At 56.1% G+C, this 24,492-nt stretch carries 23 protein-coding genes, 2 rRNA genes and 1 pseudogene (1 of these 26 cut by a window edge); 20 read left to right on the top strand and 6 right to left on the bottom strand.

All coding sequences use genetic code 11. The features are described from left to right. The 6 genes and pseudogenes from J4D97_RS06470 to J4D97_RS23475 form a co-directional block, all read left to right on the top strand. A 23S ribosomal RNA gene (locus tag J4D97_RS06470) occupies positions 1 to 1,902 on the top strand; it begins 1,005 nt to the left of the window's first position. Positions 1,903 to 1,990: 88 nt separating this feature from the next. Further along, positions 1,991 to 2,102, top strand: a 5S ribosomal RNA gene (rrf, locus tag J4D97_RS06465). A gap of 203 nt (positions 2,103 to 2,305) precedes the next feature. Beyond that, positions 2,306 to 2,746 carry a hypothetical protein gene (locus tag J4D97_RS06460; RefSeq protein ID WP_208306856.1) on the top strand — a complete coding sequence of 147 codons (441 nt, stop codon included), beginning with the start codon at positions 2,306 to 2,308 and terminating at the stop codon, positions 2,744 to 2,746. 87 nt (positions 2,747 to 2,833) lie between these two features. Then, a complete protein-coding gene (locus tag J4D97_RS06455; RefSeq protein WP_208306855.1) occupies positions 2,834 to 3,472 on the top strand; it encodes an RNA polymerase sigma factor in 639 nt (212 codons plus the stop codon). Continuing rightward, positions 3,459 to 3,599: pseudogene (locus J4D97_RS23960) on the top strand (zf-HC2 domain-containing protein); the annotation flags it as partial. The gene J4D97_RS06455 and the pseudogene J4D97_RS23960, both read left to right, overlap by 14 nt. 372 nt (positions 3,600 to 3,971) lie before the next feature. Next, a complete protein-coding gene (locus tag J4D97_RS23475; protein WP_243900169.1) occupies positions 3,972 to 4,763 on the top strand; it encodes a TonB family protein in 792 nt (263 codons plus the stop codon). Between the two features lie 69 nt (positions 4,764 to 4,832). Here J4D97_RS23475 and J4D97_RS06445 read toward each other — a convergent pair whose 3' ends face one another. Then, positions 4,833 to 5,063 (bottom strand): hypothetical protein, encoded by a 231-nt coding sequence (locus tag J4D97_RS06445; protein ID WP_185281812.1) that lies wholly within the window; start codon positions 5,061 to 5,063, stop codon positions 4,833 to 4,835. Between the two features lie 289 nt (positions 5,064 to 5,352). Between J4D97_RS06445 and fumC the strand changes: the two genes are divergently transcribed. The 6 genes from fumC (at position 5,353) to J4D97_RS06415 (ending at position 9,855) form a co-directional block, all read left to right on the top strand. Further along, positions 5,353 to 6,756, top strand: coding sequence for a class II fumarate hydratase (fumC, locus tag J4D97_RS06440; protein WP_208306853.1), 1,404 nt, complete (start codon positions 5,353 to 5,355; stop codon positions 6,754 to 6,756). Between the two features lie 107 nt (positions 6,757 to 6,863). Next, positions 6,864 to 7,460, top strand: coding sequence for a GNAT family N-acetyltransferase (locus J4D97_RS06435; protein ID WP_208306852.1), 597 nt, complete (start codon positions 6,864 to 6,866; stop codon positions 7,458 to 7,460). Continuing rightward, positions 7,453 to 7,848 (top strand): diacylglycerol kinase family protein, encoded by a 396-nt coding sequence (locus tag J4D97_RS06430; protein WP_347879327.1) that lies wholly within the window; start codon positions 7,453 to 7,455, stop codon positions 7,846 to 7,848. Before J4D97_RS06435 ends, J4D97_RS06430 begins: the two co-directional genes overlap by 8 nt. 127 nt (positions 7,849 to 7,975) lie before the next feature. After that, on the top strand, positions 7,976 to 8,437 hold the full coding sequence (locus tag J4D97_RS06425; RefSeq protein ID WP_185281808.1) for a DUF6970 domain-containing protein: 462 nt from the start codon (positions 7,976 to 7,978) through the stop codon (positions 8,435 to 8,437). A gap of 193 nt (positions 8,438 to 8,630) precedes the next feature. Continuing rightward, on the top strand, positions 8,631 to 9,125 hold the full coding sequence (locus J4D97_RS06420) for a DinB family protein (protein WP_208306851.1): 495 nt from the start codon (positions 8,631 to 8,633) through the stop codon (positions 9,123 to 9,125). A 100-nt stretch (positions 9,126 to 9,225) separates the two neighbouring features. Further along, positions 9,226 to 9,855, top strand: a complete 630-nt coding sequence (locus J4D97_RS06415; protein ID WP_208306850.1) for a thioredoxin family protein — start codon at positions 9,226 to 9,228, stop codon at positions 9,853 to 9,855. A 63-nt stretch (positions 9,856 to 9,918) separates the two neighbouring features. Here the strand turns inward: J4D97_RS06415 and J4D97_RS06410 are convergent, their stop codons facing one another. Both J4D97_RS06410 and J4D97_RS06405 read right to left on the bottom strand, forming a co-directional pair. Next, positions 9,919 to 10,728, bottom strand: a complete 810-nt coding sequence (locus J4D97_RS06410; protein WP_208306849.1) for a DUF4382 domain-containing protein — start codon at positions 10,726 to 10,728, stop codon at positions 9,919 to 9,921. A 118-nt stretch (positions 10,729 to 10,846) separates the two neighbouring features. Then, complete coding sequence (locus tag J4D97_RS06405; RefSeq protein ID WP_208306848.1) at positions 10,847 to 13,918, bottom strand: AsmA-like C-terminal region-containing protein; 3,072 nt, start codon at positions 13,916 to 13,918, stop codon at positions 10,847 to 10,849. Positions 13,919 to 14,143: 225 nt separating this feature from the next. Between J4D97_RS06405 and J4D97_RS06400 the strand changes: the two genes are divergently transcribed. Continuing rightward, complete coding sequence (locus tag J4D97_RS06400; RefSeq protein WP_208306847.1) at positions 14,144 to 15,199, top strand: PorP/SprF family type IX secretion system membrane protein; 1,056 nt, start codon at positions 14,144 to 14,146, stop codon at positions 15,197 to 15,199. 67 nt (positions 15,200 to 15,266) lie between these two features. Continuing rightward, positions 15,267 to 16,514 carry an SUMF1/EgtB/PvdO family nonheme iron enzyme gene (locus J4D97_RS06395; RefSeq protein WP_185281803.1) on the top strand — a complete coding sequence of 416 codons (1,248 nt, stop codon included), beginning with the start codon at positions 15,267 to 15,269 and terminating at the stop codon, positions 16,512 to 16,514. 134 nt (positions 16,515 to 16,648) lie between these two features. Here the strand turns inward: J4D97_RS06395 and J4D97_RS06390 are convergent, their stop codons facing one another. Continuing rightward, positions 16,649 to 17,053, bottom strand: coding sequence for a hypothetical protein (locus J4D97_RS06390; RefSeq protein WP_208306846.1), 405 nt, complete (start codon positions 17,051 to 17,053; stop codon positions 16,649 to 16,651). Between the two features lie 158 nt (positions 17,054 to 17,211). On the opposite strand from J4D97_RS06390, the gene J4D97_RS06385 reads away from it, so the two are divergent. Then, complete coding sequence (locus J4D97_RS06385; protein WP_208306845.1) at positions 17,212 to 17,553, top strand: hypothetical protein; 342 nt, start codon at positions 17,212 to 17,214, stop codon at positions 17,551 to 17,553. 127 nt (positions 17,554 to 17,680) lie between these two features. On the opposite strand, the gene J4D97_RS06380 is transcribed toward J4D97_RS06385, so the two are convergent. After that, complete coding sequence (locus J4D97_RS06380; RefSeq protein ID WP_208306844.1) at positions 17,681 to 19,231, bottom strand: hypothetical protein; 1,551 nt, start codon at positions 19,229 to 19,231, stop codon at positions 17,681 to 17,683. 253 nt (positions 19,232 to 19,484) lie between these two features. On the opposite strand from J4D97_RS06380, the gene J4D97_RS06375 reads away from it, so the two are divergent. From J4D97_RS06375 to J4D97_RS06365, 3 genes are all read left to right on the top strand, one after another. Next, positions 19,485 to 19,703 carry a CsbD family protein gene (locus J4D97_RS06375; RefSeq protein WP_208306843.1) on the top strand — a complete coding sequence of 73 codons (219 nt, stop codon included), beginning with the start codon at positions 19,485 to 19,487 and terminating at the stop codon, positions 19,701 to 19,703. 250 nt (positions 19,704 to 19,953) lie between these two features. Then, positions 19,954 to 20,529, top strand: coding sequence for a hypothetical protein (locus J4D97_RS06370; RefSeq protein ID WP_208306842.1), 576 nt, complete (start codon positions 19,954 to 19,956; stop codon positions 20,527 to 20,529). A gap of 74 nt (positions 20,530 to 20,603) precedes the next feature. Next, positions 20,604 to 21,434 carry a DUF1206 domain-containing protein gene (locus J4D97_RS06365; RefSeq protein WP_208306841.1) on the top strand — a complete coding sequence of 277 codons (831 nt, stop codon included), beginning with the start codon at positions 20,604 to 20,606 and terminating at the stop codon, positions 21,432 to 21,434. A 119-nt stretch (positions 21,435 to 21,553) separates the two neighbouring features. Here J4D97_RS06365 and J4D97_RS06360 read toward each other — a convergent pair whose 3' ends face one another. Continuing rightward, positions 21,554 to 22,768 (bottom strand): NAD(P)-dependent oxidoreductase, encoded by a 1,215-nt coding sequence (locus J4D97_RS06360; RefSeq protein ID WP_208306840.1) that lies wholly within the window; start codon positions 22,766 to 22,768, stop codon positions 21,554 to 21,556. Positions 22,769 to 22,980: 212 nt separating this feature from the next. On the opposite strand from J4D97_RS06360, the gene J4D97_RS06355 reads away from it, so the two are divergent. Both J4D97_RS06355 and J4D97_RS06350 read left to right on the top strand, forming a co-directional pair. Then, positions 22,981 to 23,943: a helix-turn-helix transcriptional regulator gene (locus J4D97_RS06355; RefSeq protein WP_208306839.1), complete on the top strand. Its 963-nt coding sequence runs from the start codon at positions 22,981 to 22,983 to the stop codon at positions 23,941 to 23,943. Positions 23,944 to 24,034: 91 nt separating this feature from the next. Beyond that, entirely contained in the window at positions 24,035 to 24,427 is a 393-nt protein-coding gene (locus tag J4D97_RS06350) for a RidA family protein (RefSeq protein ID WP_208306838.1), read from the top strand. Positions 24,428 to 24,492: the final 65 nt, after the last annotated feature.

Genomic DNA, 24,492 nt, shown 5'->3' with positions numbered 1-24,492 from the left:
CCGGCCGAGAGGGAAAGAACCCAGACCATCCGCTAAGGTCCCTAAATTCGGACTAAGTTGAACAAAGGAGGTCCACTTGCTTTGACAGCCAGGAGGTTGGCTTGGAAGCAGCCATTCCTTTAAAGAGTGCGTAACAGCTCACTGGTCGAGCGAGAGGGCATCGATAATACGCGGGCATCAAGTCCGGTACCGAAGCGATGGATTTACGCTCAGCGTAAGTGGTAGGGGAGCATTCTAGCCGCGGTGAAGGTGACCTGTCAGGGTTGCTGGAGCAGCTAGAAAAGCAAATGTAGGCATGAGTAACGATAAGGCGGGTGCGAAACCCGCCCCCCGATAGACTAAGGTTTCCTGCTCAACGCTAATCGGAGCAGGGTTAGTCGGGACCTAAGGCTAGGCCGAGAGGCTACGTCGATGGACAGCTGGTTGATATTCCAGCACTTATTTTATGGAGTGATGTAGTGACGCAGGAGTGAAAGTAGCGCGGGCGGACGGAAGTGCCCGTTGAAGGGTGTAGATATAGGGTTGGTAGGTAAATCCGCCGACTTTGTCGAAACCTGATAGTACCTAGCGGCTTCGGCCAATGGGATAGTCTACCTAACCAGACTGCCAAGAAAACCTACTAAGCGTTTACTGTAAGATAACCCGTACCGCAAACCGACACAGGTAGTCAAGGAGAGCATCCTGAGGGGCTCGAGTGAATCACGGCCAAGGAACTCGGCAAAATGGTCCTGTAACTTCGGGAGAAGGGACGCTTCCTTGCAGCAATGCAAGAAGCCGCAGTGAAAAGGCCCAGGCGACTGTTTAACAAAAACACATGGCTTTGCGAACGCGTAAGCGGAAGTATAAGGCCTGACACCTGCCCGGTGCCGGAAGGTTAAGAGGGGGACTTAGTCGCAAGGCGAAGGTCTGAATCGAAGCCCCGGTAAACGGCGGCCGTAACTATAACGGTCCTAAGGTAGCGAAATTCCTTGTCGGGTAAGTTCCGACCTGCACGAATGGTGTAACGATCTGGGCGCTGTCTCAGCCGTGAGCTCGGTGAAATTGTAGTCTCGGTGAAGATGCCGAGTACCCGCCACGGGACGGAAAGACCCCGTGCACCTTTACTATAGCTTGCCATTGACGCTGGCTAACACATGTGTAGGATAGGTGGGAGACTGTGAGCCGGTATCGCTAGGTATCGGGGAGTCAACGTTGAAATACCACCCTTGTGTTCGTCGGTGCCTAATCTGGAAACGGAAACAGTGGCTGGTGGGTAGTTTGACTGGGGTGGTCGCCTCCAAAAGAGTATCGGAGGCTTTCAAAGGTCCGCTCAGGCCGCTTGGTAACCGGCTGTAGAGCGCAATAGTAGAAGCGGGCTTGACTGTGAGGCCTACAAGCCGAGCAGGGTCGAAAGACGGATATAGTGATCCGGTGGTTCCGCATGGAAGGGCCATCGCTCAAAGGATAAAAGGTACGCCGGGGATAACAGGCTGATCTCCCCCAAGAGCTCATATCGACGGGGAGGTTTGGCACCTCGATGTCGGCTCGTCACGTCCTGGGGCTGGAGAAGGTCCCAAGGGTTCGGCTGTTCGCCGATTAAAGTGGCACGCGAGCTGGGTTCAGAACGTCGTGAGACAGTTCGGTCCCTATCTGTGGTGGGCGTTGGAGATTTGACAGGACCTGTCTTTAGTACGAGAGGACCGGGATGGACCAGCCGCTCGTGCACCGGTTGTGGCGCCAGCTGCAGCGCCGGGTAGCGACGCTGGGATGAGATAAGCGCTGAAAGCATCTAAGTGCGAAACTCACCTGAAGATGAGATCTCCCAATAGAAGAGTCGTGGTAGACGACCACGTGGATAGGCGCCAGGTCTAAGGCTAGAAATAGTCGAGCTGAGGCGTACTAATGACTCGAGCGCTTCTGCAAACCAAGCTTCACTTCACTTCTTCTTACCCGTTACCTGCGTCAACGATTTTAGTTGTTGTGCTCACGAACACGAGCCAACCACACCAGTAATGGTGGCTGTAGCCCGGGTGTTCACCTCTTCCCATTCCGAACAGAGTCGTTAAGCCCCGGAGCGCCCATGGTACTGCCTTCACCGGCGGGAGAGTAGGTCGCCGCCAACTTATCAGCAGCGAGGCCCCGGCCCTGCGTCCCCACCACTAGCGGGGATGCGGCCGGGGCCTCCCTCGTTTATGCTCCTATAAGCCGGCGGAAAGATACAGGCTGTCGTCTATCTTGATTACTCCTTGATGACCATACATAGGGAGTGGGAATAACCACAAGCAGGAAGTTTCACGTATGTGGAGCACACTATTATTTCCTTTGTATGTCTGTTCCCCGTACTCTTCTGGCGTTGGCAGTTCTTTCATCGCTGACGTTTGGTTGCGCTCGACGCAATAAGGCAAAGACCACTACTGTAGTTGAATCGTCTCCTACTACATCTGCATCTAAGTCTGCAGCGCCTATTGGAGTGTCTGCTGCTAGGGCGCGTGATCTAACAGATGTGATGACGGAGGAATTGCAGTTGCGGCCTGATCAGCAAGTACGCGTTCGAGCTATCCTTTCGTCTACAGTAGAGCAAGTGAAGGACGCGCAACAGAAGAACGCCAATAACCGCACAGCCTTACTCACGGAACTGAAGCGCATCAATACTTCGTCTGAAAGCCAATTGAAGGCTGCTTTAACACCAGAACAGTTTAAGCAGTACCAATTGAAGAAACGTTCGATGCAAGAGCAGATGCGTGCGCGGCAGACACAAGGAAAATAACGGCCAATTACATGATGGCACGCGGCGCTTTTTCTACCCGTGTTGGAATGAGTAGCTTAGAGTCCTTGCTGCGCCATTGGTCCTTGTATGTTTTTTCGTCGTCACTCCACGTTGCCTGCTTCGCTTTCCGATAAGGAATTGCTGCATCGTTACAGAGTTAGCGGTGATGTAGCTGATCTAGGAACACTTTACGACCGGTATCTAGCAGAAGTATTCGCTATTTGCAGGCGTTACCTCCGGCCCGATGAGGAAGCAGAAGACGCCGTAATGCAATTGTTCGAACAGTTGGTCGTAAAGCTGCGTCAGCATGAGGTAAGCAATTTCCCTGCGTGGCTGTATGCTACGGTTCGCAATCATTGTCTAATGATTTTGCGAGCACAACAACGAGCTGGCCCAGCGGCGGGTGGCCCACTGGTCGTGCATTTTCCGGATGCAGCAGGTATGGAATCAGCCGCGCATTGGCATCTACCAGAGGAAGATACCGATGCTTACCTAACTGAAGAACGCTTGCAAGCACTGGAACAGGCGTTAATAGATTTGCCCTCGGAGCAGCGCCGTTGTTTGGAGTTATTCTTTCTGGAAAAGAAATGCTATCGTGATATTGCCGCTGAGACTGGCTTTGATCTGAAACAGGTGAAAAGCTATCTGCAAAATGGCAAGCGCAACCTGAAACGTTATTTGGAGTCTACGGCTCCGCCTACTGCTACCCCCGATGTCCGCCGCTGACTTGCCTCGCATATCTTACGCCAATCCAACGGAAGGGCATTTGCCGCTGCCGTTGTTGCAGCAGTATGCAGCCGGCACGTTGTCAACTACGGAACAGCATAGGGTAGAAGCGCACACGCTGATATGCAGCCGTTGTGCTGATATTTTGGATGGTTTGATGCTGTCTGATGCCGATACCACTGACCACGCTATAGCTGGGCTGCGGGAGCGCCTGCAAGCGCGAGTTGGGCAGCCGGAAGCTGCTACACGAACCGTATGGCCCTGGCGGCCGATGGCAGCCGCGGCAGCACTAGTATTAATGCTGAGTTCAGCACTTTGGATTGGTACGCAACAACGGCAACTAGAAGTAACTTCTGCGCCAGCTATTGCCAAAATACGACCCATTGTACCAAAACTAACCCTACCTGCCGCAGCAGCAACAGAGCAGGCTGTTGCTAGCGTGTCTGCGGTAGCTTCAAAACAGGTAAAACAAGTAAGAGCACTGAGACCTGCCGCGCAGATGACGGCGAATCGCCGTAAGGTTGCCCTCACTAACAGCAGGGTAACAGACGGTGATGAGACGCTGGCCGTGCTAAGTGCCGCCAGTTCATCGGAACCAGCAGTGGCAGCCGATGTTCCTACCCTGGCTCGTTCGGCTGCGGTGCTATCGAATACAGCTGATCAACTGCTACCCCAATCTGATTCGGCAGTAGAAGCAACGCGCTTAATACGTGGCCGCATCACCGATACACAAGGACAGCCCCTACCCGGTGCTACCGTGCAAGCTTCCGGTGCTGCCGCTAGCACAGCCACAGCTGCCGACGGTACGTTTTCCCTGCGCGTGCCCAAACCTGTCGCGCAGGTGCAAGTATCATCCCTCGGCTTTCTAGCGCGTCAGCAGCCATTAAATCAGGATACGGTTGTACAACTTACGTTGGCCCTGACGCCCGATTCTCAGCAGCTAAATGAGGTAGTGATGGTGCGTCGCGAAAAGGCGCCTGCCCCAGTAGCTGTAGATGCTCTACCTGCGGGTGGGTATCCAGCGTTCAAGCAGTATCTGAAGGACTCGTTGGACTACCCTATGAAAGCTTTGGAAGACCGGAAGGAAGGTACCGTGCAGCTAAGCTTCACAGTAGCTACCGATGGAACAGTGCAAGACGTTAAAGTGCTACGCCGGGTATCAGAGGAAATTGACACCGAAGCCATGCGGCTACTGCGCGAGGGGCCAAAGTGGTTTCCGGCCATTCGCAATGGCCGTCGGGTAGCGCATCCAGTACGTATCAGTATTCCTTTCCGATTAGAAGAGCATTGATAGACACAAAGAAGCCACCTGGAATAATTTTCCAGGTGGCTTTTTTTAAGAATGAAAGCAACGTGCTACCTAGCCGCTATAGCCGCCGCCGTTTTCGGGAGTAGTGGCGCTGCCGGGCGTATGGGTTTCGGGTAGGTCCCGCTTTTCCACTTCTACTTCTACGTCGCTATAGTCGCTCAGCACGCCTTCGGGTGCTTTAATGTACGAGTCGTCTTCGTGGGTGGTATTACCTACTACTCCGTTGGCAGCAGCAGTAGATTTTTCGTTTTCTTGGTCGTTGTTGATGGGATGCTGACTCATGGATGCTGTGCTTGATTTGGGTGTGATGTTGATAGATATGCGGCAACATGGTCCTTGCAAGCCCATGTTGCGGCAAGGGTAGCGTTGTTTCTGATGAGGTCGGGTTACTGACCATCTTTCCTAGTTGTTCTAAGAAGATAGGGGTTCTCACCCACGCGCATCAAAGTGAAATCACGCTGAATGATTGTACGCAGCTTTGTGGCAAATGGTCGGGATGTAACCGTGGCGGGTGGTTGCCGTTGCGTACTTTTACCCCGTAATCAATTCTCCACCTAGCTATTCAGCTTTTATGCAGTTTCGTACCGAGAAGGATACCATGGGCACTGTGCAGGTTCCCGTTGATGCCTATTGGGGCGCTCAGACGCAGCGTTCTATCGAGAATTTCCAGATTGCCCAGGACATCAACCGGATGCCCAAGGAAATCATTCGGGCTTTTGCCTACCTCAAAAAAGCCGCGGCTTTCACCAACCGCGATGCCGGTGTGCTACCCGCCGACAAGGCCGAACTAATTGCCAAAGCGTGCGACGAAATCCTGGCCGGTGAACTGGCCGACCAGTTTCCGCTGGTGGTGTGGCAAACGGGCTCGGGCACGCAGTCTAACATGAACATGAACGAGGTAGTAGCCTACCGTGGCCACGTGCTGCAAGGCGGCAGCCTCACCGACGAGAAAAAAGTGCTGGCCCCGAACGACGACGTAAACAAGTCGCAGTCGAGCAACGACACGTTCCCGACGGCCATGCACATTGCCGCCTACCAGATTCTGGTTGAAACCACCATTCCCGGCATTGAGAAGCTGCGCGACACGCTGAAAGCGAAGTCGGAGAAGTTTATGCACGTGGTGAAAATCGGCCGTACGCACTTCATGGACGCCACGCCGCTCACGCTGGGCCAGGAGTTTTCGGGCTATGTGTCGCAGCTCGACCATGGCCTGCGGGCTATTAAGAACACGCTGGCCCACCTCTCGGAGCTGGCGCTAGGCGGCACGGCCGTAGGCACAGGCATCAACACGCCCGCTGGCTACTCCGAGAATGTGGCCAAGCACATTGCCGATCTCACAGGCCTACCCTTCGTGACGGCCGAAAATAAGTTTGAGGCTCTGGCTGCTCACGACGCCATCGTAGAAGCTCACGGCGCCCTGAAAACCGTGGCGGTGGCGCTGATGAAGATTGCCAACGACGTGCGTATGCTCAGCAGCGGCCCGCGCGCTGGCATTGGCGAGTTGCACATCCCCGACAACGAGCCTGGCTCCAGCATCATGCCGGGCAAGGTGAACCCTACCCAGTGCGAAGCCATGACGATGGTAGCGGCCCAGGTAATGGGCAACGACGTAGCCATCACCGTAGGCGGTTCCATGGGTCACTTCGAGCTGAATGTGTTCAAGCCGGTGATGATCTACAATTTCCTGCATTCGGCCCGCCTAATTGGTGATGTGTGCGTGTCTTTTAACGATAAGTGCGCCGTGGGCATCGAGCCCATTGAGGCCAACATCAAGAAGCACGTCGATTCGTCGCTGATGCTGGTAACGGCCCTGAATCCGTATATTGGCTACTACAAAGCCGCTGAAATTGCCCAAACGGCTCACAAAAACGGTTCTACGCTCAAGGAAACTGCCTTGCAGTTGGGCTACCTCACGGCCGAGCAGTTCGACGAGTGGCTGAAGCCGGAGGATATGGTAGGCGACCTGCCGAAGTAACACAAGCGCCTCTTTAACGTGCACCGACGAAGCCGCTCTGCCTACCCTGGCGGGGCGGCTTTTCTTTTTTCGGCATCTTTACAAAACCATCCCCGCCCTACCCGCCTATGGACTACACCCGCGACATCATCCTCGAAAACAACCGCGTACGGCTGCGCCCGTTGGAAACGTCCGATTTCGAGTACCTCAAGCGCATTGCGTTTGATGAAGAAATTTGGCGCTATATGACCACGCTGGCCCCGCGCAACAACGTGGAATTGGCCGCCTACGTGGCCCAGAGTATCCGGGCACGGGCCGACAAGCAGCGCTACCCCTTCGTGATTATCGACCGCGAAACGGGTCGCATTGCGGGTTGCACCAGCTACGGCAACATGGCGCTGGCCGATCGTCGCCTAGAAATTGGCTGGACGTGGCTGGGTACGGAATTTCAGCGCACGGGCATCAATCGAGCCGCCAAGCACCTGCTGCTGCACTACGCTTTTGGCGAGCTGGATTGCGAGCGGGTAGAGTTGAAAACCGACGCTCGCAACCAGAAGTCGCGTGAGGCAATGGTGCGCATGGGCGCTACCGAGGAGGGCACCTTACGCAGCCACATGGCCCTACCTAACGGCCAGCGCCGCGACACAGTGTACTACAGCGTTTTGCGGCCGGAGTGGGACGAGCTGCGCCAAACCGTCTTTCACGAGTTCGACAGCCGTGGCTGAGCCGTCTGCATCGGATCGGGCGCGGCGACAGTCTATGTTGCGCAAGCGTATTGCCAGCTTTGGGCACGCGTTCCGAGGGGTAGGGTCGGCATTGCGCTCCGAGGTGCACCTGCGCTTTCATGCCCTAGCCACGGTGGTGGTGGTAGGGCTGGGGTTTTACTTCGACATCACGCGTACAGAATGGGCCTTGGTAGCTGCCGCCGTAGGTAGTGTATGGAGCGCCGAGCTGGTGAATACGGCAGTGGAAGCCGTGGTAGATCTGGTGTCGCCAGACTACCACCCGCTGGCGGGTAAAGCCAAGGACGTGGCCGCTGCCGCGGTGCTGCTGGCTGCCTTGGGTGCGCTGGTGGTCGGACTGCTCATTTTCGTGCCGCGGCTGCTAGCGTAAGCAAGAGGTAAGAAGCAAGGAACAGTAAAAGCGCAATAAAGAACCATTGCGACCCAACGGCGTAAGTTCAGCGGTAGCAAGGTTCTCACCCATTGCTCTTTCTTCACTGCTCATCGCCCATTGCACCATGCGTGTTTCCTATTCCCTGCTTCTGGCAGCTACTCTACTCACAGGCGCGGCGTGCAGCCGGGTTGATGTAAATACGCCTACTGCTGACCCTAATAACGGTTTGGCGCACCCGTTCTCTACCCCGGCGCCTACCAGCGCCAACACGGTAGTGCCAGTGCCCAGCGACGATATGCCGCTGGACACCACCCGCCGGCCCGACTGGATCAATACTCGTATCCAAAAAATTCAGTCGACGCGGCAGTTGAACCCGCCCGCCCAGATGTACCGCTACGAATACCGCGGCCAGACGGTGTACTACGAAACCATCAGCGGGGCCGACCAGTTTAGCACCCTCTACGACACAACCGGCAAAGTCCTGTGCCACCCCGACGGTGGCCTCACTGGCAAAGGCGACGGTAACTGCCCCGACTTCGAGAAACGCCGCACCGGCGGCGTACTCGTCTGGACCGACCAGCGGTAAGATGGTGAAATAGAGAGTTAAAAAGAAGGCTGTCATCCTGAGCGCAGCGAAGGACCGCTCACGTGAGAACGAGTCGTTGGTACGATGGTCGTTCAACTGGCATAAGGTCCTTCGCTGTGCTCAGGATGACAGCCGTACCTTTTAACTCTCCATTTTACCGACTCACTATTTCACAATCTTGTAATTTCACCCCATGATTAATACCAACGAAAAGCTTGCTGTGTACAACGTGTGGGCCAACGACACGCTGCTACGCCACCTCGATAAAACTGTTGCCGAAACCGGTCAGCCTATTCCCGCCAACGTGCTGCGTCTGTTCAGCCACGTGCTCAATGCGCAGTATATCTGGATTGGTCGCCTCACCAACACGCCCAGCCCCGTGAAAGTGTGGCAGGAGCACCCCCTGGAAGAGCTGCACCGCATGCACGAGCAAACCTCGGAGCGCTGGCTGGGTATGGTGCGCGTCGCCGATGATGCTGAGCTAAGCCGGACCATCACATACACCAACTCGGCCGGCGACGGCTTCACGAGCGTAGTATCGGACATCTTCACGCACATGCCCGTGCACGCCAACTATCACCGCGGGCAGGTAGCCATCAAAATGCGCGATGCGGGCCTGGAGCCCATCAACACCGACTTCATCACCTACTGCCGCCAGCTCGATGCTGGGCAGGTAGTAAGTCTGTAACTGACTGATTAGCTATTTTTTTGCCCCTTCTGCTTATCCCAGAAGGGGCTTTTGCTGTTTAAGGGGTAGGAACTCTGTTTTTCATCTCTCTTCTGTCCCAATGTCTGATTTCTCACCGCCCACGCCTACCCCCATTCTCAATCCCGAGCGCCTGGAGGCTTCCTACTCTTACACCGCCTACCGGCAGCTTGTAGACGACCTGCTGGCCCAGGGCAAAACCACTGGTCCGCAGCAAACCGAGGAATTGGTGCAGTACACCAAGTTGAACGAGCAGCGCATGTCGCGCCTCGACAAAACAACGCATGTACTACCCGCCCTGGCCGACGCGGCTGTGCACGTGCCCTACCCCCTGGTGTGGCTGATTCTGACCGAAGGCTGGTGCGGCGACGCGGCCCAGATTGTGCCCGTGTTAGAGCACGTGGCGGAGGCCTCGGCCGGTAACATCCGTACCCGCTACCTGCTGCGAGACGAAAATCTGGACCTGATGGACCGTTACCTCACCGGTACTAGCCGTGCTATTCCACGCCTCATTGTGCTCCGCGCCGACACGCTGGAGGAAGTAGCTCAGTGGGGCCCGCGCCCCGCACCCGCGCAAGATATTGTGAATCAGGCCAAAGCAGAGGGGGTAGACCACGACGAGTTTATCACCCGCGTGCACGCCTGGTACGCCCACGACAAAACCCAGACTTTGCAGCAGGAAATGTTGGAACTGCTCCAGGGGTTACAGTAATAACACAGAAGGCCGTTGCGCATCACGCAACGGCCTTCTGTGTTATTGAATATGTAGTGTGCTTTACTTCAGATCTACGCTACCCAGATCGGTAATCTGCGTGTTCGTAACCGTTACGCCGGTACGCACTACGTGTTTCAGGGGCGAGGGGGCAAAGAACTCGACGCGGTAGGTGCCGGCTGGTACGCCGCGTAGCAAGAAGCCACCTGAGGCGTCGGCAAAAGTGCTGAGCGTATCGTTGGGCACCGTGGAAGTGCGAATAGCCAATACCTGCGGCTGCGCTGTGGTAGGCGTTACGCTACCCTTTATGCCTCCCGCCACAGCCGTGGTGATGGCCCGGATAACGGGCTTCAGCAAGAACCGGTCTTTGTCGGCCTTGTTGCCGTTGCCGCGCTCCACTATGGACTTTGCTACGTCGAAATCGAGGAGGACGGTGTAGGTAACGTCTTGCGTCAGGTTTGCGTCAATTTTGAGCTTCAGCCCCGAGGTTTGCGCGCTCGGCGTTTTCAAATCATAGCGCGTACCGTCGCGGGTAACCAGATAGTTATTGGCGCCCAGCACCAGCCGAATCTGCGAAATACGGCCGGGTGGGAAGTCGGCGCTGGCTAGTAGAGCCGAGCGGCCATTCACGAAATCCAGTACGTTATACTGGCCGGTTTTGAGCAGCGGCAACGCTTGCCAGCCGTTTTCATCGTTGGTGTCATCAGCGTGGATTTGCACTTGTTGTACATCCAGCATTACAGCGCTAAAGTCGCCGGGCGCATCTGCCAGCAGCACTTCCATCTTGGCCATGTTGCTGCCAGAATCTTTGCTACAGCCTCCCAGTGCCAGAAAAGCCGCTAGGGCCAGCGGAAACAGACGATTTGTTTTCATTCGGTAGTCAGGTAAGAAAATAGAATAAAAAAGCGGCAAGCACTTCTTGTAAAGTGCCTGCCGCTCCGAAGTGAACCGCTTTACGACAAAAACTAAGCCATAATTTCGGGATAAAATCCTATTTCAGTGCCTTGGTTGTGTCTGCCGGAACTGGAGTAGCGGCCGGCTTTTTCTTGCCGAAAATCAAGTTGTTGAGACCTTGTGTGGCCTTTTCCTTCAGCTTGGTTTCGGCTTCGAGGCGCTTCTTCTCTATCTCCTGCTGCGCTTTGGCTTGTAACTCCTGCTGGCGCTTCGCTAGTTCAGCGCGGGCACTGTCTTGGTTGAGCAGGGCTTTGGCCGCAGCGGCTTGCTTGGCGTTGGTCAGCTTGCTGTCTACTAGACCGCCTACTAGGCTCTTGGCCACTTCGGTAGCCTGCGTTTTTACACTACCGGTCGTCAGCTTCACCTTGGGGTCTTTCACTGTGCCGCCAATGTTCAAGCCCAGCGTCACGCGGTCGGTGCCCTTGATGTTGGACACGCCCGTGAGCGAAGTAAGCTTGCTTTGCAAGGCGTTGCCTACCTGCCCGGTAGGCATGTTGATGGCCGTCACGTACTCCAGGTTGCCGTTCACGTTGTTAGAGCCGCCCACAGTCATCTTGATATCGCCCACATTCACATCGAAGGGCTTCACAATGAAGCTGCCGTTCAGGATTTCGGCGGCCACATCTTTGTTCTGCACCGCAAACTTCTTGAGCGCCTGCACCTGCGTGAGCGAGCTGATGGTGTTCAGCACCGGCGAGTTGTTCACAGCGGCGCTTACTACCTCAAACAAACCCTTGCCCGTGAGCGTGCTATAGACCGGCATCATGTCCTGGCCCATTTCGCCGCTAACGTTGAAGTTTGTAGAGAACACGCCCTCTAGGTTGCTGGCCAGCGGTATCAGCGTTTTGATGGAGTTGAAAGCGTTGAAGGCGTTCTGGAAGTTCAGGTTCTTGATATTCAGACCCATATCGAACTTCGGGTGTTGCAGGTTTTTGCTGCTGTAGCTGCCATTGGTAGCAAACGAGCCGCCCAGAGTGTTGAAATTTAAATTGTTGAGCTTCACGGCTTCGTCACGTACCACTACCTGCCCCTTCACGTCGTTTAGCTTCAGGTTGTCGTACACCACTTGGTTCACGTTGCTGTTCAGTGTCAGGTCGAAGTACTTCGGGATTTGCAGCACGCCGTCGGCCTGGGTAGCAGTGGTAGGCGCTTTGGTAGCCGCTACAGCGCCAGTAGTCGGCTTCTCGCTCACCTCATCCACCATCCACTCGTTCACGTTGAAGCGGTTGCTGTTCACCGTCAGCGTGCCCTTCAGCGACTGGCCCGGCGTGAACAGGTAGCCCAAGTAGTTGCTAATGGTGCCCGACGCCGCAATGTCCGACGAACCCACAAAGCCAGCCATGTCCTTCAGCACAATCTGGTCGTTGTTGAAGGTAGCGGTGGCTTTGGTGATGCGCATTCCCTGGGGCAGATCGGTGCTCTTATAGGTCACGTTGCTGGCATTCACGGTGCCCGAGGCCTTCACGTTCTGGTAGCGCTCCGCTTCTACATCGGCCATGCTACCCTTGGCGGCCACGTTTCCGGTGAGGCGGCCCGTCACGGTCATGCCTTCCAGCGGGAAAATCTTGGTGATTTTGGTGAGGTCGATTGTGCCGTGAATGTCGGTGTCGAACACCGGCTTATCAATGTTCTGAGCAGCCAAACGACCTTCCAGTGGCTCACCATCCAGCAGCATCTTAAACTGCGGAATGTTAATGCGCGTGTCGTTCACTTGGCCCGTGGTGTTGGTCACGGTGCCGTTCAGCGTCAGGTTCTGGATGGGTGCCGGAAACTGCTTCGACTTCACGTAGCCGTTGGTCAGGTTCATTTTGGCATTCACCACTGGCATCTGCGTTTCGGAATACGTGCCTTTGCCTACCGCATCCACAAATAGCTGTCCGCGCAGGGTGAGGTCTTCTACTGGGTAGACCTTCGTCATCTCAGCCAGGTCCACGTTGGCCTTCACGCGGCCGTCTACCTTCATCGGCTCCAGGCCATCAATGGCCACGTTGCCGTCAATCGGGTTTTTGCCCAGGTCGAGGTGGAACTGCTTTACGTTGACTTTCACGTTGTTGGTGAAGCCTGAAGGGTTGTCCACCACCATGTCCACGTTGATGTTGCGGGCGGCCTCGGGTAGCTGCGGGTACTTAAACATGCCGCCTTTCACTTGCAGGTTCACGCCGTAGCCGGGCATCCGCAGTTCGTTTTGCACGCCTTTCAGGTAGCCATCAAAAGCAATTTTACCCGTGGTATTGATATCCTTGAACTGCTCCGAGTACATGCCCGGTACCACACTCAGTACGTTCTTGAAGTCCGTTTCCAGGGCCTTGAAGGTCATGTCATAGGTAATGTCGGTGGCGTTGGGTAGGCCCACGCTACCGGCAAACTGCGCCGGAAAGTCGTTCAGCCTCACCTTGTTGTCTTTGAAGATGAACAGCATCTTATCCAAGTCCATTGCCATCGTCACATCAGCGTCGAGGGTAGCTTTGCTGATGTAGTTCGCCCCGGCGTACGTCATCCGAAAGCCGTCGGCGGTGGTCTGCGAGGTCATGTCGAAGATGTTCTGCTCGAAGTCGCCGGAGCCGGTGTGGTTCACGTGACGCGCTTCCATCGCAAACGGAATCGACTGGTCATCATAACGCAAGTGGCCGTTGTTGATCTGCCAGCCCTTGATGGCCACGCTCACGGCCGAGGTATCCACGTCGGTCTTGGCCGCCGCGGCTGAGTCAGACAGGAAAATGTCCCAGTTGGCGCGGCCGCTTTTCAGCACCCGCAGCGAAATATCCGGCTCGTCCAACTCCACCGATTTCACCTTGATCTGGTCGCCGCTCACCACACTCATCAGGTCCATCCCTACCCGCAGGGCGGGCAGGTAGGCCAGCGTGTCGCGGGCAAAGGAGTCCTGCCCGATGATGCGCAGGTTTTCCACGCTCAAGGCAAGGTTCGGGAAGTCGCGAAACAAGCTCACGCTGATCTGGCTGGGGTCGTACTCCACCTTGGCCGCCACGTGTGCGGCCAACTGCTTATCAAACGCCGCTCTGATTTTGTCCTTGAACAAAAACGGCGCGGCGGCCAGCGCGGCTACCAGCACCACCACGAAAATCAGCAGGCCAATCAGAAATTTACGCATAGGAAGAAAATATCAGGAAGAAAGGGTAGTAACTATTTGGCAGCGAATCCAGTGCCAGACCAGCCACGCATGCAAAAGTAGCACAGAACCAGTGGCTGGTTTCTATCGTCTACAACGCTTCAGCAGAGTGAAACAGATAAAGCGCCAGGAATTTGGCATTTTCGGGGCGCGTTTCCAGCGCAGCGTACCAAATGAGGTAGGGCCGGCGTTTAGGGCATCAGCAGTATGGCAACAACATCTACACGGCGGGGAGAGCAAGGGGCGCGGCGACTAGCCGCCGCGGTGGTAGCCGTAGTAGCCAGTATGACCACCACGCAGGCGCAGGACTTATACTTCGCGCAGCCCTACGCCTCGCGTTTGCACACCAACCCGGCCTTCACGGGCCTGCTCGACGATTATAGTGTTACGCTCAACTACCGCAACCAGTTCCCTACCCTGGCTGGCACATTCCAGACCAGCCAGCTCGGCGCCGACTACCGTTTTGCCGACCAGCGCAGTGCCGTGGGCCTGCTCCTGAACGTAGACCGCACGGGGGCGTTGGGTCTCACCAAGTTTCAGGTAGGCGGCCTCTACGCCTACCACATGCGCCTCAACGAGCAGGTGGCGCTAAGCGCCGGCGCCAGCGTCAGCTACGGCCGCCAGACTGTGAGCTACGGCAACCTGCTGCTCGGCGACCAGATCAGTGACGACGGCACTATTTTGGGCGGTGCGTCGGCTGACCCATTGCTGTTGCAGTACAACCCGGTGAACTATTTTACCCTTGGCACGGGTATGGTACTGTACACCGAGCGCGCCTGGGTAGGCGTGGCGGCGCATCATCTCAACCAACCCGACTTGGGCTTCGTGGAGCAAAGTGTTTTACCTATTCGCTTGAATTTTAACGCGGGCTACAAATATTTTTTTGCAAAAAGCGTTATCAAAGGCGAAGCACGCGAAATCAGCCTGACGCCAACGGTTAGTTACACCCGGCAAGGCAGTTTGCAGCGCGCAGAGGCTGGTTTTTACTTCACTACCACGCCGGTTACGGTAGGCGCCGTGTACCGGGGCGTGCCGTTGCCGGGCTCAAATCATCCGCAGCAGCTGCTTACCGGAATTGTTGGCCTGAGTTTTGGTGCATTTCGGCTCGGTTATAGCTACGACGCTAGTCTGAGCGCGTTAAGTGCCGATTTGGGTGGGGCGCATGAGGTGTCCTTGGCCCTGCGGAACTTTGACCGGCTGGAAGCGGCCTGGCGGCGTCTGAAACGGCGCAACTACCCCGCAGCGCCTTGTCCGGCGTACTAGTTTTTTGTAACATTGCACCGAATTGCCTTCCGTAAAATCTTCTATCACAGGTAGTTTCTACTCAATCATGAATTTCTCCAAGTACCTGCGTTTCGCCATTGTGGGAGCCTGTGCGCTGGCTTCGTGCAAAAGTGGCCCACGCACCGCCACCAAGCCGGGTAAGTACAGCTCCACCACAGGTATTGAATATAATACTGAAGAGGGGATGAAAGTGGCAGACTACGCCGGCATTCCCGAAGGCCCTGGTCTGATCTTCATTGAGGGCGGCCGCACGGTGCTGGGCTCGGCAGAAGAAGACATTGCCATGACCCATGACAACATGGAGCGCACGGTGACCATCGCCTCGTTCTACATGGACGAAGCCGAGGTAGCTAACATTCACTGGTTGGAATACCTGCACTTCGTGCGCAAAGACTCGTCGGAGGAATTCTATCAGTCGGCCCTACCCGATACCACCGTATGGGCGCGTGAGCTGTCGTTCAACGACCCCTACGTAGATTACTACCTGCGCTACCCCGGCTTCCGCTACTTCCCGGTAGTGGGCGTAAGCTGGCTGCAAGCCAATGACTACTGCACGTGGCGTACGTCTAAGGTAAACGAAAACCTGGCTGGCCTGAGTGGCGATGGAGAGAGCAGTGGCGGCAAGCGCGGTCTGTTTGGTCGTAAGAAGAACGCTCCGGCTGCTGATGCTGCTGAGGGTGGCGAAAGCAAGAAGCCTTCCATTGAGGATGGTAACACGCTGCCGAACTACCGCCTACCTACTGAGGCTGAGTGGGAATATGCTGCACAGGCCCTTATTGGCACGCAGGAAACCGGCAACGAAAACCAAGAAAACAAGCGCATCTATCCTTGGGATGGCCGCCAGGTGCGGAACTCCTATGGCAAGACTCAGGGCCAGTTCCTGGCGAACTTCAAGCGCGGCCGCGGCGACTACGCCGGTATTGCCGGTGCTCTGAACGACGGCGCTATGATTACGGAATACATCTACAACTACCCACCCAACGACTACGGCCTCTACAACATGGCCGGCAACGTGAACGAATGGGTACAGGATATCTACCGTCCGCTGTCATTTGAAGATGTGGAAGACCTGAACCCCTTCCGTCGCAACGGCTTCCTCGACCCCGCCGAGAAATACGACAAGAAAGGCTACCAGTCGCTCATCGACGACCATGTAAGGGTGTACAAAGGCGGCTCTTGGCGCGACGTAGCCTACTGGCTCTCGCCCGGTACGCGTCGCTTCATGGCGGAAGACTCGGCTACCGCTACTATCGGTTTCCGCTGCGCCATGATCAACGCCGGTTCGAACAAGTAATATTACGACTACAGAATCTGCGAATTTTAACGGATTTCGCAGATCCTGTAAGAGGATTAAAAAGCAAGAGGCCCAACCATCTGGTTGGGCCTCTTGCTTTTTTTGTGCTTCATATCTAGAAGCTAACAGCCAACTTATTTCGACAAGGTATTGCCAAGCTGGATGAGCAGCTTGGCTAGCTTCTTCAGCGGGTTGGTGTAGTTGTTACTAGCTTCTTCGGCTACTTTGATGGTTTCGGCGCCTAGCACGGCCAGGGTTTCGGCAATGTCGTGGTTTTGACGCTCGGGGGCCGTGAGCTGCTCGCGCAGAGCTGCCAACTCCTGAATGATTTTGGCTAGGCCGGGATGGTCGGAGGCGCGGAGCACTTCTTCCCAGCGGTCTACCTCGGCCAGACCGTGCTTCTTGTCTTTACCTTTGGTAACGTTGGCATCCAGTAGGTGCAAGGTGTCATCAAGGAGCACCTCCTTTTGTTGTTCCGTCACGTCGAGCGGTACAGTGGGGGTAGGGGGCGTTTGGGGAGTGGAGGCAGTGGAATCCATAAAACAGGAAATGAAATCAGTGGAAAGTCGAGAGCGACTATATGCTGCTATACTGCCTTTGAAAAAGAAAAGTTAATGCTGCACGTGAAGTGGGTTACTTTTCTGCCTCACCGTGATTAAGAGTAAGTTCTATAACTCACCTTATTTCCTCTGCAATCATGAAAATGTCTTTCAAAACCCTACTACTAGCTGCCAGCTTCGCTACCTTCTCTGTGGCTTCGTGCACCCAAGCCGAGCAAAACCAGGCAGAAGCCAACACCGAAGCCGCCGCCGACAACGTGGAAGCTAACGCCGAAGCGGCTGCCGATAACACCGAAGCCGCTGCTGACAATGCTGGCGATGCCATCGAAAACGCAGCCGAAAACACTGGCCAAGACATCGAAAACGCCGCTGAGAAAGCCGGCGACAAAATGGATGCTGCCGCCAACAAGGCTGACGCCAAAATCGACGCCGCGGCCGCTGATGCCAGAGCCGAAATGAACGCCGCCAAGCGCGACTAAATCTGATCCAGCGGGAGTATCTCGCCTGTAAAAGCAGCTTTGCCAATCATCGGCAAAGCTGCTTTTTGCTTGTGTGCGTAGGCTCTTGCTACAAATTGACCGCCGCTACGAGGCTCCTATCCTGCTCTCAATGAACTGTTTGTCCTACCGGTGGGGCACTGGCTACTTCTAGCAATACTTCGTAGTAGGGACGGCCCATCATGCGGGCGTGCAGCCAGCTGTAGAAGCTAAGGGCCTGTAGGTCTTCGCGCACCAGGGGTAGGAAGGTAGGCATCTGGCGTACTTGCTCAGCAAAAGCGGGCTGCGTTGCCGCTGCCGGATCATCGATAATATCGCGGACGCGGGCTAGGTAGCTGAGCACGTAAGCGTAGGGGCCAGCTTCGGCTTCAGGCGACCGTTCGCGCACAGTACGCTCAATGGCGCGGAGCCGGTTGAGAGCCAACTCGGTGTGGCCTAACTCTAATAGCGTCAGCATCTCGCCCAAGTTTTTGTTCAGCATCCACTCCAGGCCCATCTGCTGTTCGCACCAATGGTCGGAGCGGCCAATGCTGATAAGTACCTGATTGGTTTTCTGAAACTTGCCTTCGGCGAAGTAGTGAAATGCCAGACCTAGGCGGGCTGTGAGCTCGTTGGCCAGGGGTAGGGGCTGACGAGTATCGTGCAGGGCTGCTTCCAGCAGTTGAATGCTTTCGTGGTTGCGGCGCAGGAAGGCGTAGGTGGCGGCCAGCAGCAACGTGTAGCGGGCGCGCATCTCCAGGTAGTGCGTGCGCGGGCTTTCGGCTAGCAATGCCTGCATGTGAGTGAGGTAGCACGTGGTTTCCTCAAAGCGGCGCGAGCGGTACAGCGCGTGCGCAATCATGTAGAGCAGACGCAGTTGGTACTGCCGCTGGGCCGGGGCAAAGCCGTGCCGCTTTTCCATGAGATGGTAGCAGCGTAGAATAAACGGCGCAAACGACACAAAATCGCGGCGCACCAGCATGGCACTGCGCGCAATGGACACCAGACGGCAGAGCAGGGCCGGCCGTCGGGCAAAGGCCTCCTGTAAGTCGTACTCGCGCAGGGTGTCAGCCAGCACCGCATCAAACGACTCGCCGGCCCTACCCTTGGCGCGCAGCTGGCGCAGGCGCTGGCGCATCAGACTATCCACAATGTTGGCGCGCTCTTCCTCATCGGCAGCCTTCTTGTTGAGGTTGCGACGCCGAATCAGGTCGGTCAGGTCGTCGGCGCAGGCGTGGTGGGCTTGGGCAATCTGCAGATTGTATACGGTATTCAGCGCCTCAAACTGGTCGTTTTGCAGGCCCAGCTTTTCGGCTTTGCGCAGGGTGTTCCAAGCCAGGCGCGGCACGCCGGTTTCAAACAGATACTGCGCGAGGATAAGCAACCCGCGCACCGATGAGGCCGCCGTAGCATCTTGCTGGCGCTGGCGTAGCAGTAGGAAGTCGGTGAGGCTGCGTAATAGGCGCTTGCGCAGGGCGTAATAGGCCACGGCGTTGGGCTCCGTGGGGTAGAGGCGGGCCAGCAGTTCGGGGGTAGGGTAGACCCGCGGGTGCAGCAGCAGTTCGCACAAGCGCGTGTCGAGGCGGCCTTTTTGCTTGCGACCCTGGCGCTGCAAAAAGTGCAGAAATTCCTTGCGGTCGTCGGGCGCGAAAGTGAGAAGCGTGGTGCGAAGGTCGTCCATGGCTAGCGGGCACCTAAGGCAGCTGGCAGGCCAGTGTGGGGGTAGTCAATCATTGGATAAGGATAGGATAATGGGTGCTTGCTAGTTGAAAGTAGATACAAAGAGCTTTCTAAATATACGGTTTTTGCAGGGGTATAAATCAGTAGCCAACGCATCCTGCTAAGCTCGACAACTACGGCTTATTGGTCTGCGTATATTATGGGTAGGTACACCGCCTATTTCTTCTCTTCCACCCATTTCAACTTTTTCACTCATGGATATCAACGATAATAAAATCAACGACCAAACTGAACTGCGTGCTCGCGGCAACTGGAACGAAATCAAAGGTCAGACCAAGCAAAAGTGGGGCAGCCTCACGGATGATGACATGGATTACGCTGAAGGCAAGCAAGATGAGTGGTTTGGCCGTCTGCAAGAGAAAACCGGCGAAACGATGGACGACATCAAGAAATGGTTCAACCGTACTTTCTAGTTTTCAGCGAAAATCAGAACGCTTTCTGGGTTTTCTGGCTTTATAAAAGTCCCGTGCTATTCAATATAGCACGGGACTTTCCGTTTTCTAAACGCTTCGCTATGCTTTTGCAAAGCGTTTGCTCTACCGCCCTTTCCGGCAGGCAAGGCACAGGTACCGGGCCAACGTGCGACTACAATGGGTAGTCGGGGCCACGCTGAGTACCGGTTGTGCTGGCCTGACTGCCGCCTACCAATCAGCTTTCTTTCGTATGACTACGGCTCCCGAAGAGTTGTATAGTCTGGGTAACCTGGATTTGCTACAACTGCCTAAAACTGCCTTTTTTTGCTCGCGCAACTACCCACCTACCATCCGGCGGGGCACGTACCTGTGGGCGCTGGAACAGCGTACCCGGCACCGGTGCATTGTGTCGGGCTTTCATTCCGAAGTGGAGCAAACGGTGTTTCGCTACTTGTTGCGTAGCTCTCCCCAACCGGTAGTGTATGTGGTGGGGCGCGGCATTCAGCCGTCGCTGGCCCTAGAATACGAGCGCGAGATTGAAGCCGGGCGCCTAGTATTTGTGTCGCCCTTTGCGGCAGATGTGCTTAGCACAACGCAGGAAACGGCCGATATCCGCAACATGCTGGTGGTGGATTTGGCGGATCAGGCCTTCATTCCCTACATGAGCGCAGCCGGTAACCTCGACCGCCTGTTACGCACAGAACGCTCCAGCACGAAGCCGTTGGTTACGTTGAACGTGCCGGAAAATGCTGCGTTACAGCATCAGCGTCATCAAATTTATCAGCCTCTCTCCCTGCTAGGAGGCAAGCGGGCGGCGCAGGGCTAATCTTTAGCCAAGCACTAAGCGTATATGTAAGGACCAAGGCTGCTGCTGTATGGTTGCCTGTTTCCCCTCCACGTATGTCTGCTGCTGATACTTTACAAGCTTCTCTCCCTACTACGCCTTCTTCGGGCATTCGAATGCTGGCCCGCTTTGGATTTGCGGCCAAAGGCGTTGTGTATGGCCTAATGGGCCTGCTGGCGTTGCTGGCGGCCACTGGCCAGCAGGAAGGTCAAACCACCGATAAGCAAAAGGCAGTGCATACCCTACAGGAGTTGCCCGGCGGTTCTATCTTGCTGGGGCTCATTGCCTTTGGTCTGCTAGGCTATATTGTGTGGCGATTGGTGCAAGCCTTCCGCGACACGGAGGATAAGGGCGATGGAGCAAAAGGAATTGCCCGGCGCGTGGGCTATGCCGCCAGCGGACTTGTATACGCAAGCTTGGCCTGGTACGCGGCGCAGTTAGCCATGAGCAACTCCGCCGGTGGAAGCGGCAACACCAAGCAAACCTTGACCGGAAAGATATTAAGCTGGCCCGGCGGGGAATGGTTGATTATGCTGGTAGGGTTGATCACAATCGGGGTAGGTCTCTACCAAATCTACCGGGCGTATTCTGGTTCTTTCCATAAAAACGTGCAGAGTAGCGATATTCCGGCAGGGCAGCAGACTAAGGTCTACCGCCTGGGGCAGGTAGGCTACACCGCCCGCGGTATTGTGTTGGGTATCACGGGCTACTTTTTTGTGCAGGCTGGTTTGCAGTCGCGCGCTACGGCCGTTGGCGATACAGAGCAAGCCTTCGACCTTCTAGCCAGTATGGGGCCCGTCGTTCTGGGCATTGTAGCGCTGGGGCTGATAGCCTATGGACTCTACATGCTGGTGCAAGCCAAATATCCCGTTCTCAAAAAGGTCTAAAGATCAAGGTAGTATAATCATCTACGAAAAGGCCCGCCGTGAGTAACCGAGTTACTTACAGTGGGCCTTTTGCTTTGCTCTTTATTTACTTGCCCTGCATTGGACTGAATATGTAACTACTAATCAGCCACATAATCGTTGAGATACTGGTAGCGAGTTGTTAGCTCACCGTTGCGGGCAATGGTGGCGCGCTCCAATACGCCCTGCGGGTCGCCGCCCAGCAGGTGGGGTAGCACGTTGTCGAGGAGTTGGCGGCCAAAATCGCGGCTGGCGTTGCGGGGCAGTTCGCAGGGCAGGTTGTCGACGGCCATTACGGTGAGGTGGGTAGGGGCGGAGTAGGGCGGCCGCAATTCGCCGGTGGCAGGGTTGTAGTCGAAGGTAGGCTCTGGGATGGTAGTGCTGCGCTTGGTGGTTGGAATGGAACCGTTCACGTCGCACGTCACGTCGGCAATAACGCGGGGACGGAAATCGGACCGGCAGGTGTCTTCTTCCGAAAACAAGCGTGGTGCGGCCGGGTGCCAGTAGGCGCAGGCAATCAAGACGTCTGTCACAGGCAGAAACTTGCCAAAAGTGCTGCCATATTCCTGCGGGTTGCGGTGAAAATCAGGCGTGTCCCACACCCGGCCGTCGCGGCGAGCGTTGTAGTCGGAGGAGCGCAGCTGGGTGAACACCGGCTCGTTGAAATCGAGGTAGAGGTAGTCGTACACGCTCACCTGCCGGATGCCCATGCGCCGCAACACTTCCAGCGCTCCTTGTGCTACCCTTCCCGAGCCCGTCACGGCCAGTTTGATGGGCGGCAAGCGCTTCACCTTGAAAAACTCTTCCTCCATATCTTCCATGTCTTGGCACTGATAGGCGGGCTTCAACTGGTAGAGGCCATACTTGCGCCCGTAGGTGAGCAGGCCGTTGTAGGCGCCCACAATGCCGGCCCAGCGCCCGAAAGCAATAACCCGCTCCCCGTGTTCATTGGTCAATAACTCGTAGTCAATCAGTGTGATGCGCTTTTGTAAGACCTGCCGCAGTAACTCGCGGTTGGCGGGCTGCTTTTTCACGGTGTGCGAGAAAAACAGGTAGGTTTTGCCGGGGATAAGTTGATCAATAGGCACTTCCTTCACGCCCAGCAGCACGTCGCAGTCGGCTACTTCGGGCTGCACCGTAACACCCAGGGCGCGGTACTCGTCGTCGGAGAAAGCACGGATGTCACTGCTCTGCACTACCAGGTCGAGGTTGGGGAAGGCGTGCAGGGCCTCGTCGCACTTGTTGGGCGTGAGCGGCACGCGGCGGTCGGGCGGGGTTTTGCCTTCGCGAATGACACCGAGTTTGACTTTTTGCATGGGTGGAAGCTGAACGGGTGGGTAGGAGGCAAGTAGGCAAATTAAAATGTCATTCCGAGCGTAATGAGGAATCTGGGCAAGAAGTTATTTGCAGGCAAGCAGTCTATTCTTCCGTTTTTCTCCGATCAGTAAACAGCCTCTTATTCAGCTTCCTCGCGCTGCTCGGAATGACACGAATAGGTACCCGGTAGTCCTCGTATTTTTGGAGTACTATGAATCGATTTGACCGCATCACGGCTATTCTTATCCAGTTGCAAGCCAAGCGTGTGGTAAGCGGCCCAGCTCTGGCCGAGCGGTTTGGCGTGAGCCTGCGCACCATTTACCGCGACTTGCGCACGCTGGAGCTGGCTGGCGTACCCCTCTACGGCGAACCAGGGGTAGGCTACTCGCTGGCCGAGGGCTACCGACTACCGCCTGTGCTATTTACGCGTGAGGAAGCCACCGCCCTACTCACCGCCGAGAAACTGGCTGCCCGCCTCACCGACGCGCCCACAGTTCGGCTCAGCGGCGCGGCCATGGACAAGCTGCGCGCCGTGCTGCGCCGCACCGACCGTGACTACCTCGAAACCCTAACGCCTCACATTCAGGTGCTGGGACCGGTAGGGCAGCCCGGCTACCTCAATATCTATCAGCAACTGGTAACGGCCGTGGCCGCGCAACAAGTGGTGCACCTACGCTACCAGGGCGCCGAAACCGACCAACCTACCGCGCGGGCTGTAGAGCCCATTGGGCTGTACCTCAGTCGGCAGTGGCATGTAGTGGCCTACTGCCGGTTGCGCCAAGCATTCCGCAACTTCCGCCTCGACCGCATTCAACAGTTGGAAATCAGTACCGAAATCTTCGCAGCCCGCCCCGAAACGTTGCAGCAGTATTGGGCCGCCGAAGCCGCCCGCCGGGGTAGGAAAAAAGTGGTGCTTCGGTTTCAACCCGCGGCCGCCCCACCGGCCTTGGTGCAGCACTTGCACGACACCAAGCGCCAGTACGGCTGGATACAGGAGGAGCCTTTACCCAATGGCGGTTTGGAAATGACCTTGCTCATTGGCTCGCTGCCCTACCTCGCTACGTGGTTGCTGCCGTACGCGGGTGCCATTACGGTGCTGGAGCCACCTGCCTTGCGGGAGCACCTGCGCGAGCTGGCCCAGCACGCCTATAACTTTTTTTGCACCACCGAATAAGATGCTGACATAGGGCTGTCAGTAGGTGGGCGGACCTTTGTGGAGTCAAGTGACGAAAAGCCGTTTTACCCACACTCAACCCACAAAGCAGATGCAAAAGCAAACAATTGACCCCTGGAAATGGGGCGAGCAAACCAATTCGGTACAAGCCGTCGAAATCAAACAGCCCGAGGGCACTCTTTACTGTTCCGGGCAGGTAGCCATCGACGCAGCAGGCCAGCCCAGCACCGCCGATATGAGAGGCCAGCTTATCCAGATCTTCGAGAACCTGGAGCACCTGATTGACACGGCCGGGTACGAATGCCAGGGCATTGTTCGACTGAATGTGTTTACGACCTCGATGATGGAGTTTTTCACTACCTGCGGCGATGTGTATCAGGAGTGGATTGCCAAGCACGGCATCAAGCAGGCAACTACTATGTTCGAGGTGAAGGGCTTATACGCCAATCTAGGCGTGGAGCTGGAAGCCACCGTGGTGAAATAAACGAGGTAGGCGGAGCACCACAAAATGCTCTGCCTACCTTTCACCCAGACTCTCAACCCAACAAA

The sequence above is a fragment of the Hymenobacter defluvii genome (assembly GCF_017589435.1).
Taxonomy (GTDB): domain Bacteria; phylum Bacteroidota; class Bacteroidia; order Cytophagales; family Hymenobacteraceae; genus Hymenobacter; species Hymenobacter profundi.
The sequence above is the reverse complement of the archived record's forward strand: the minus strand, read 5'-3'. Positions and strand labels throughout refer to the sequence as shown.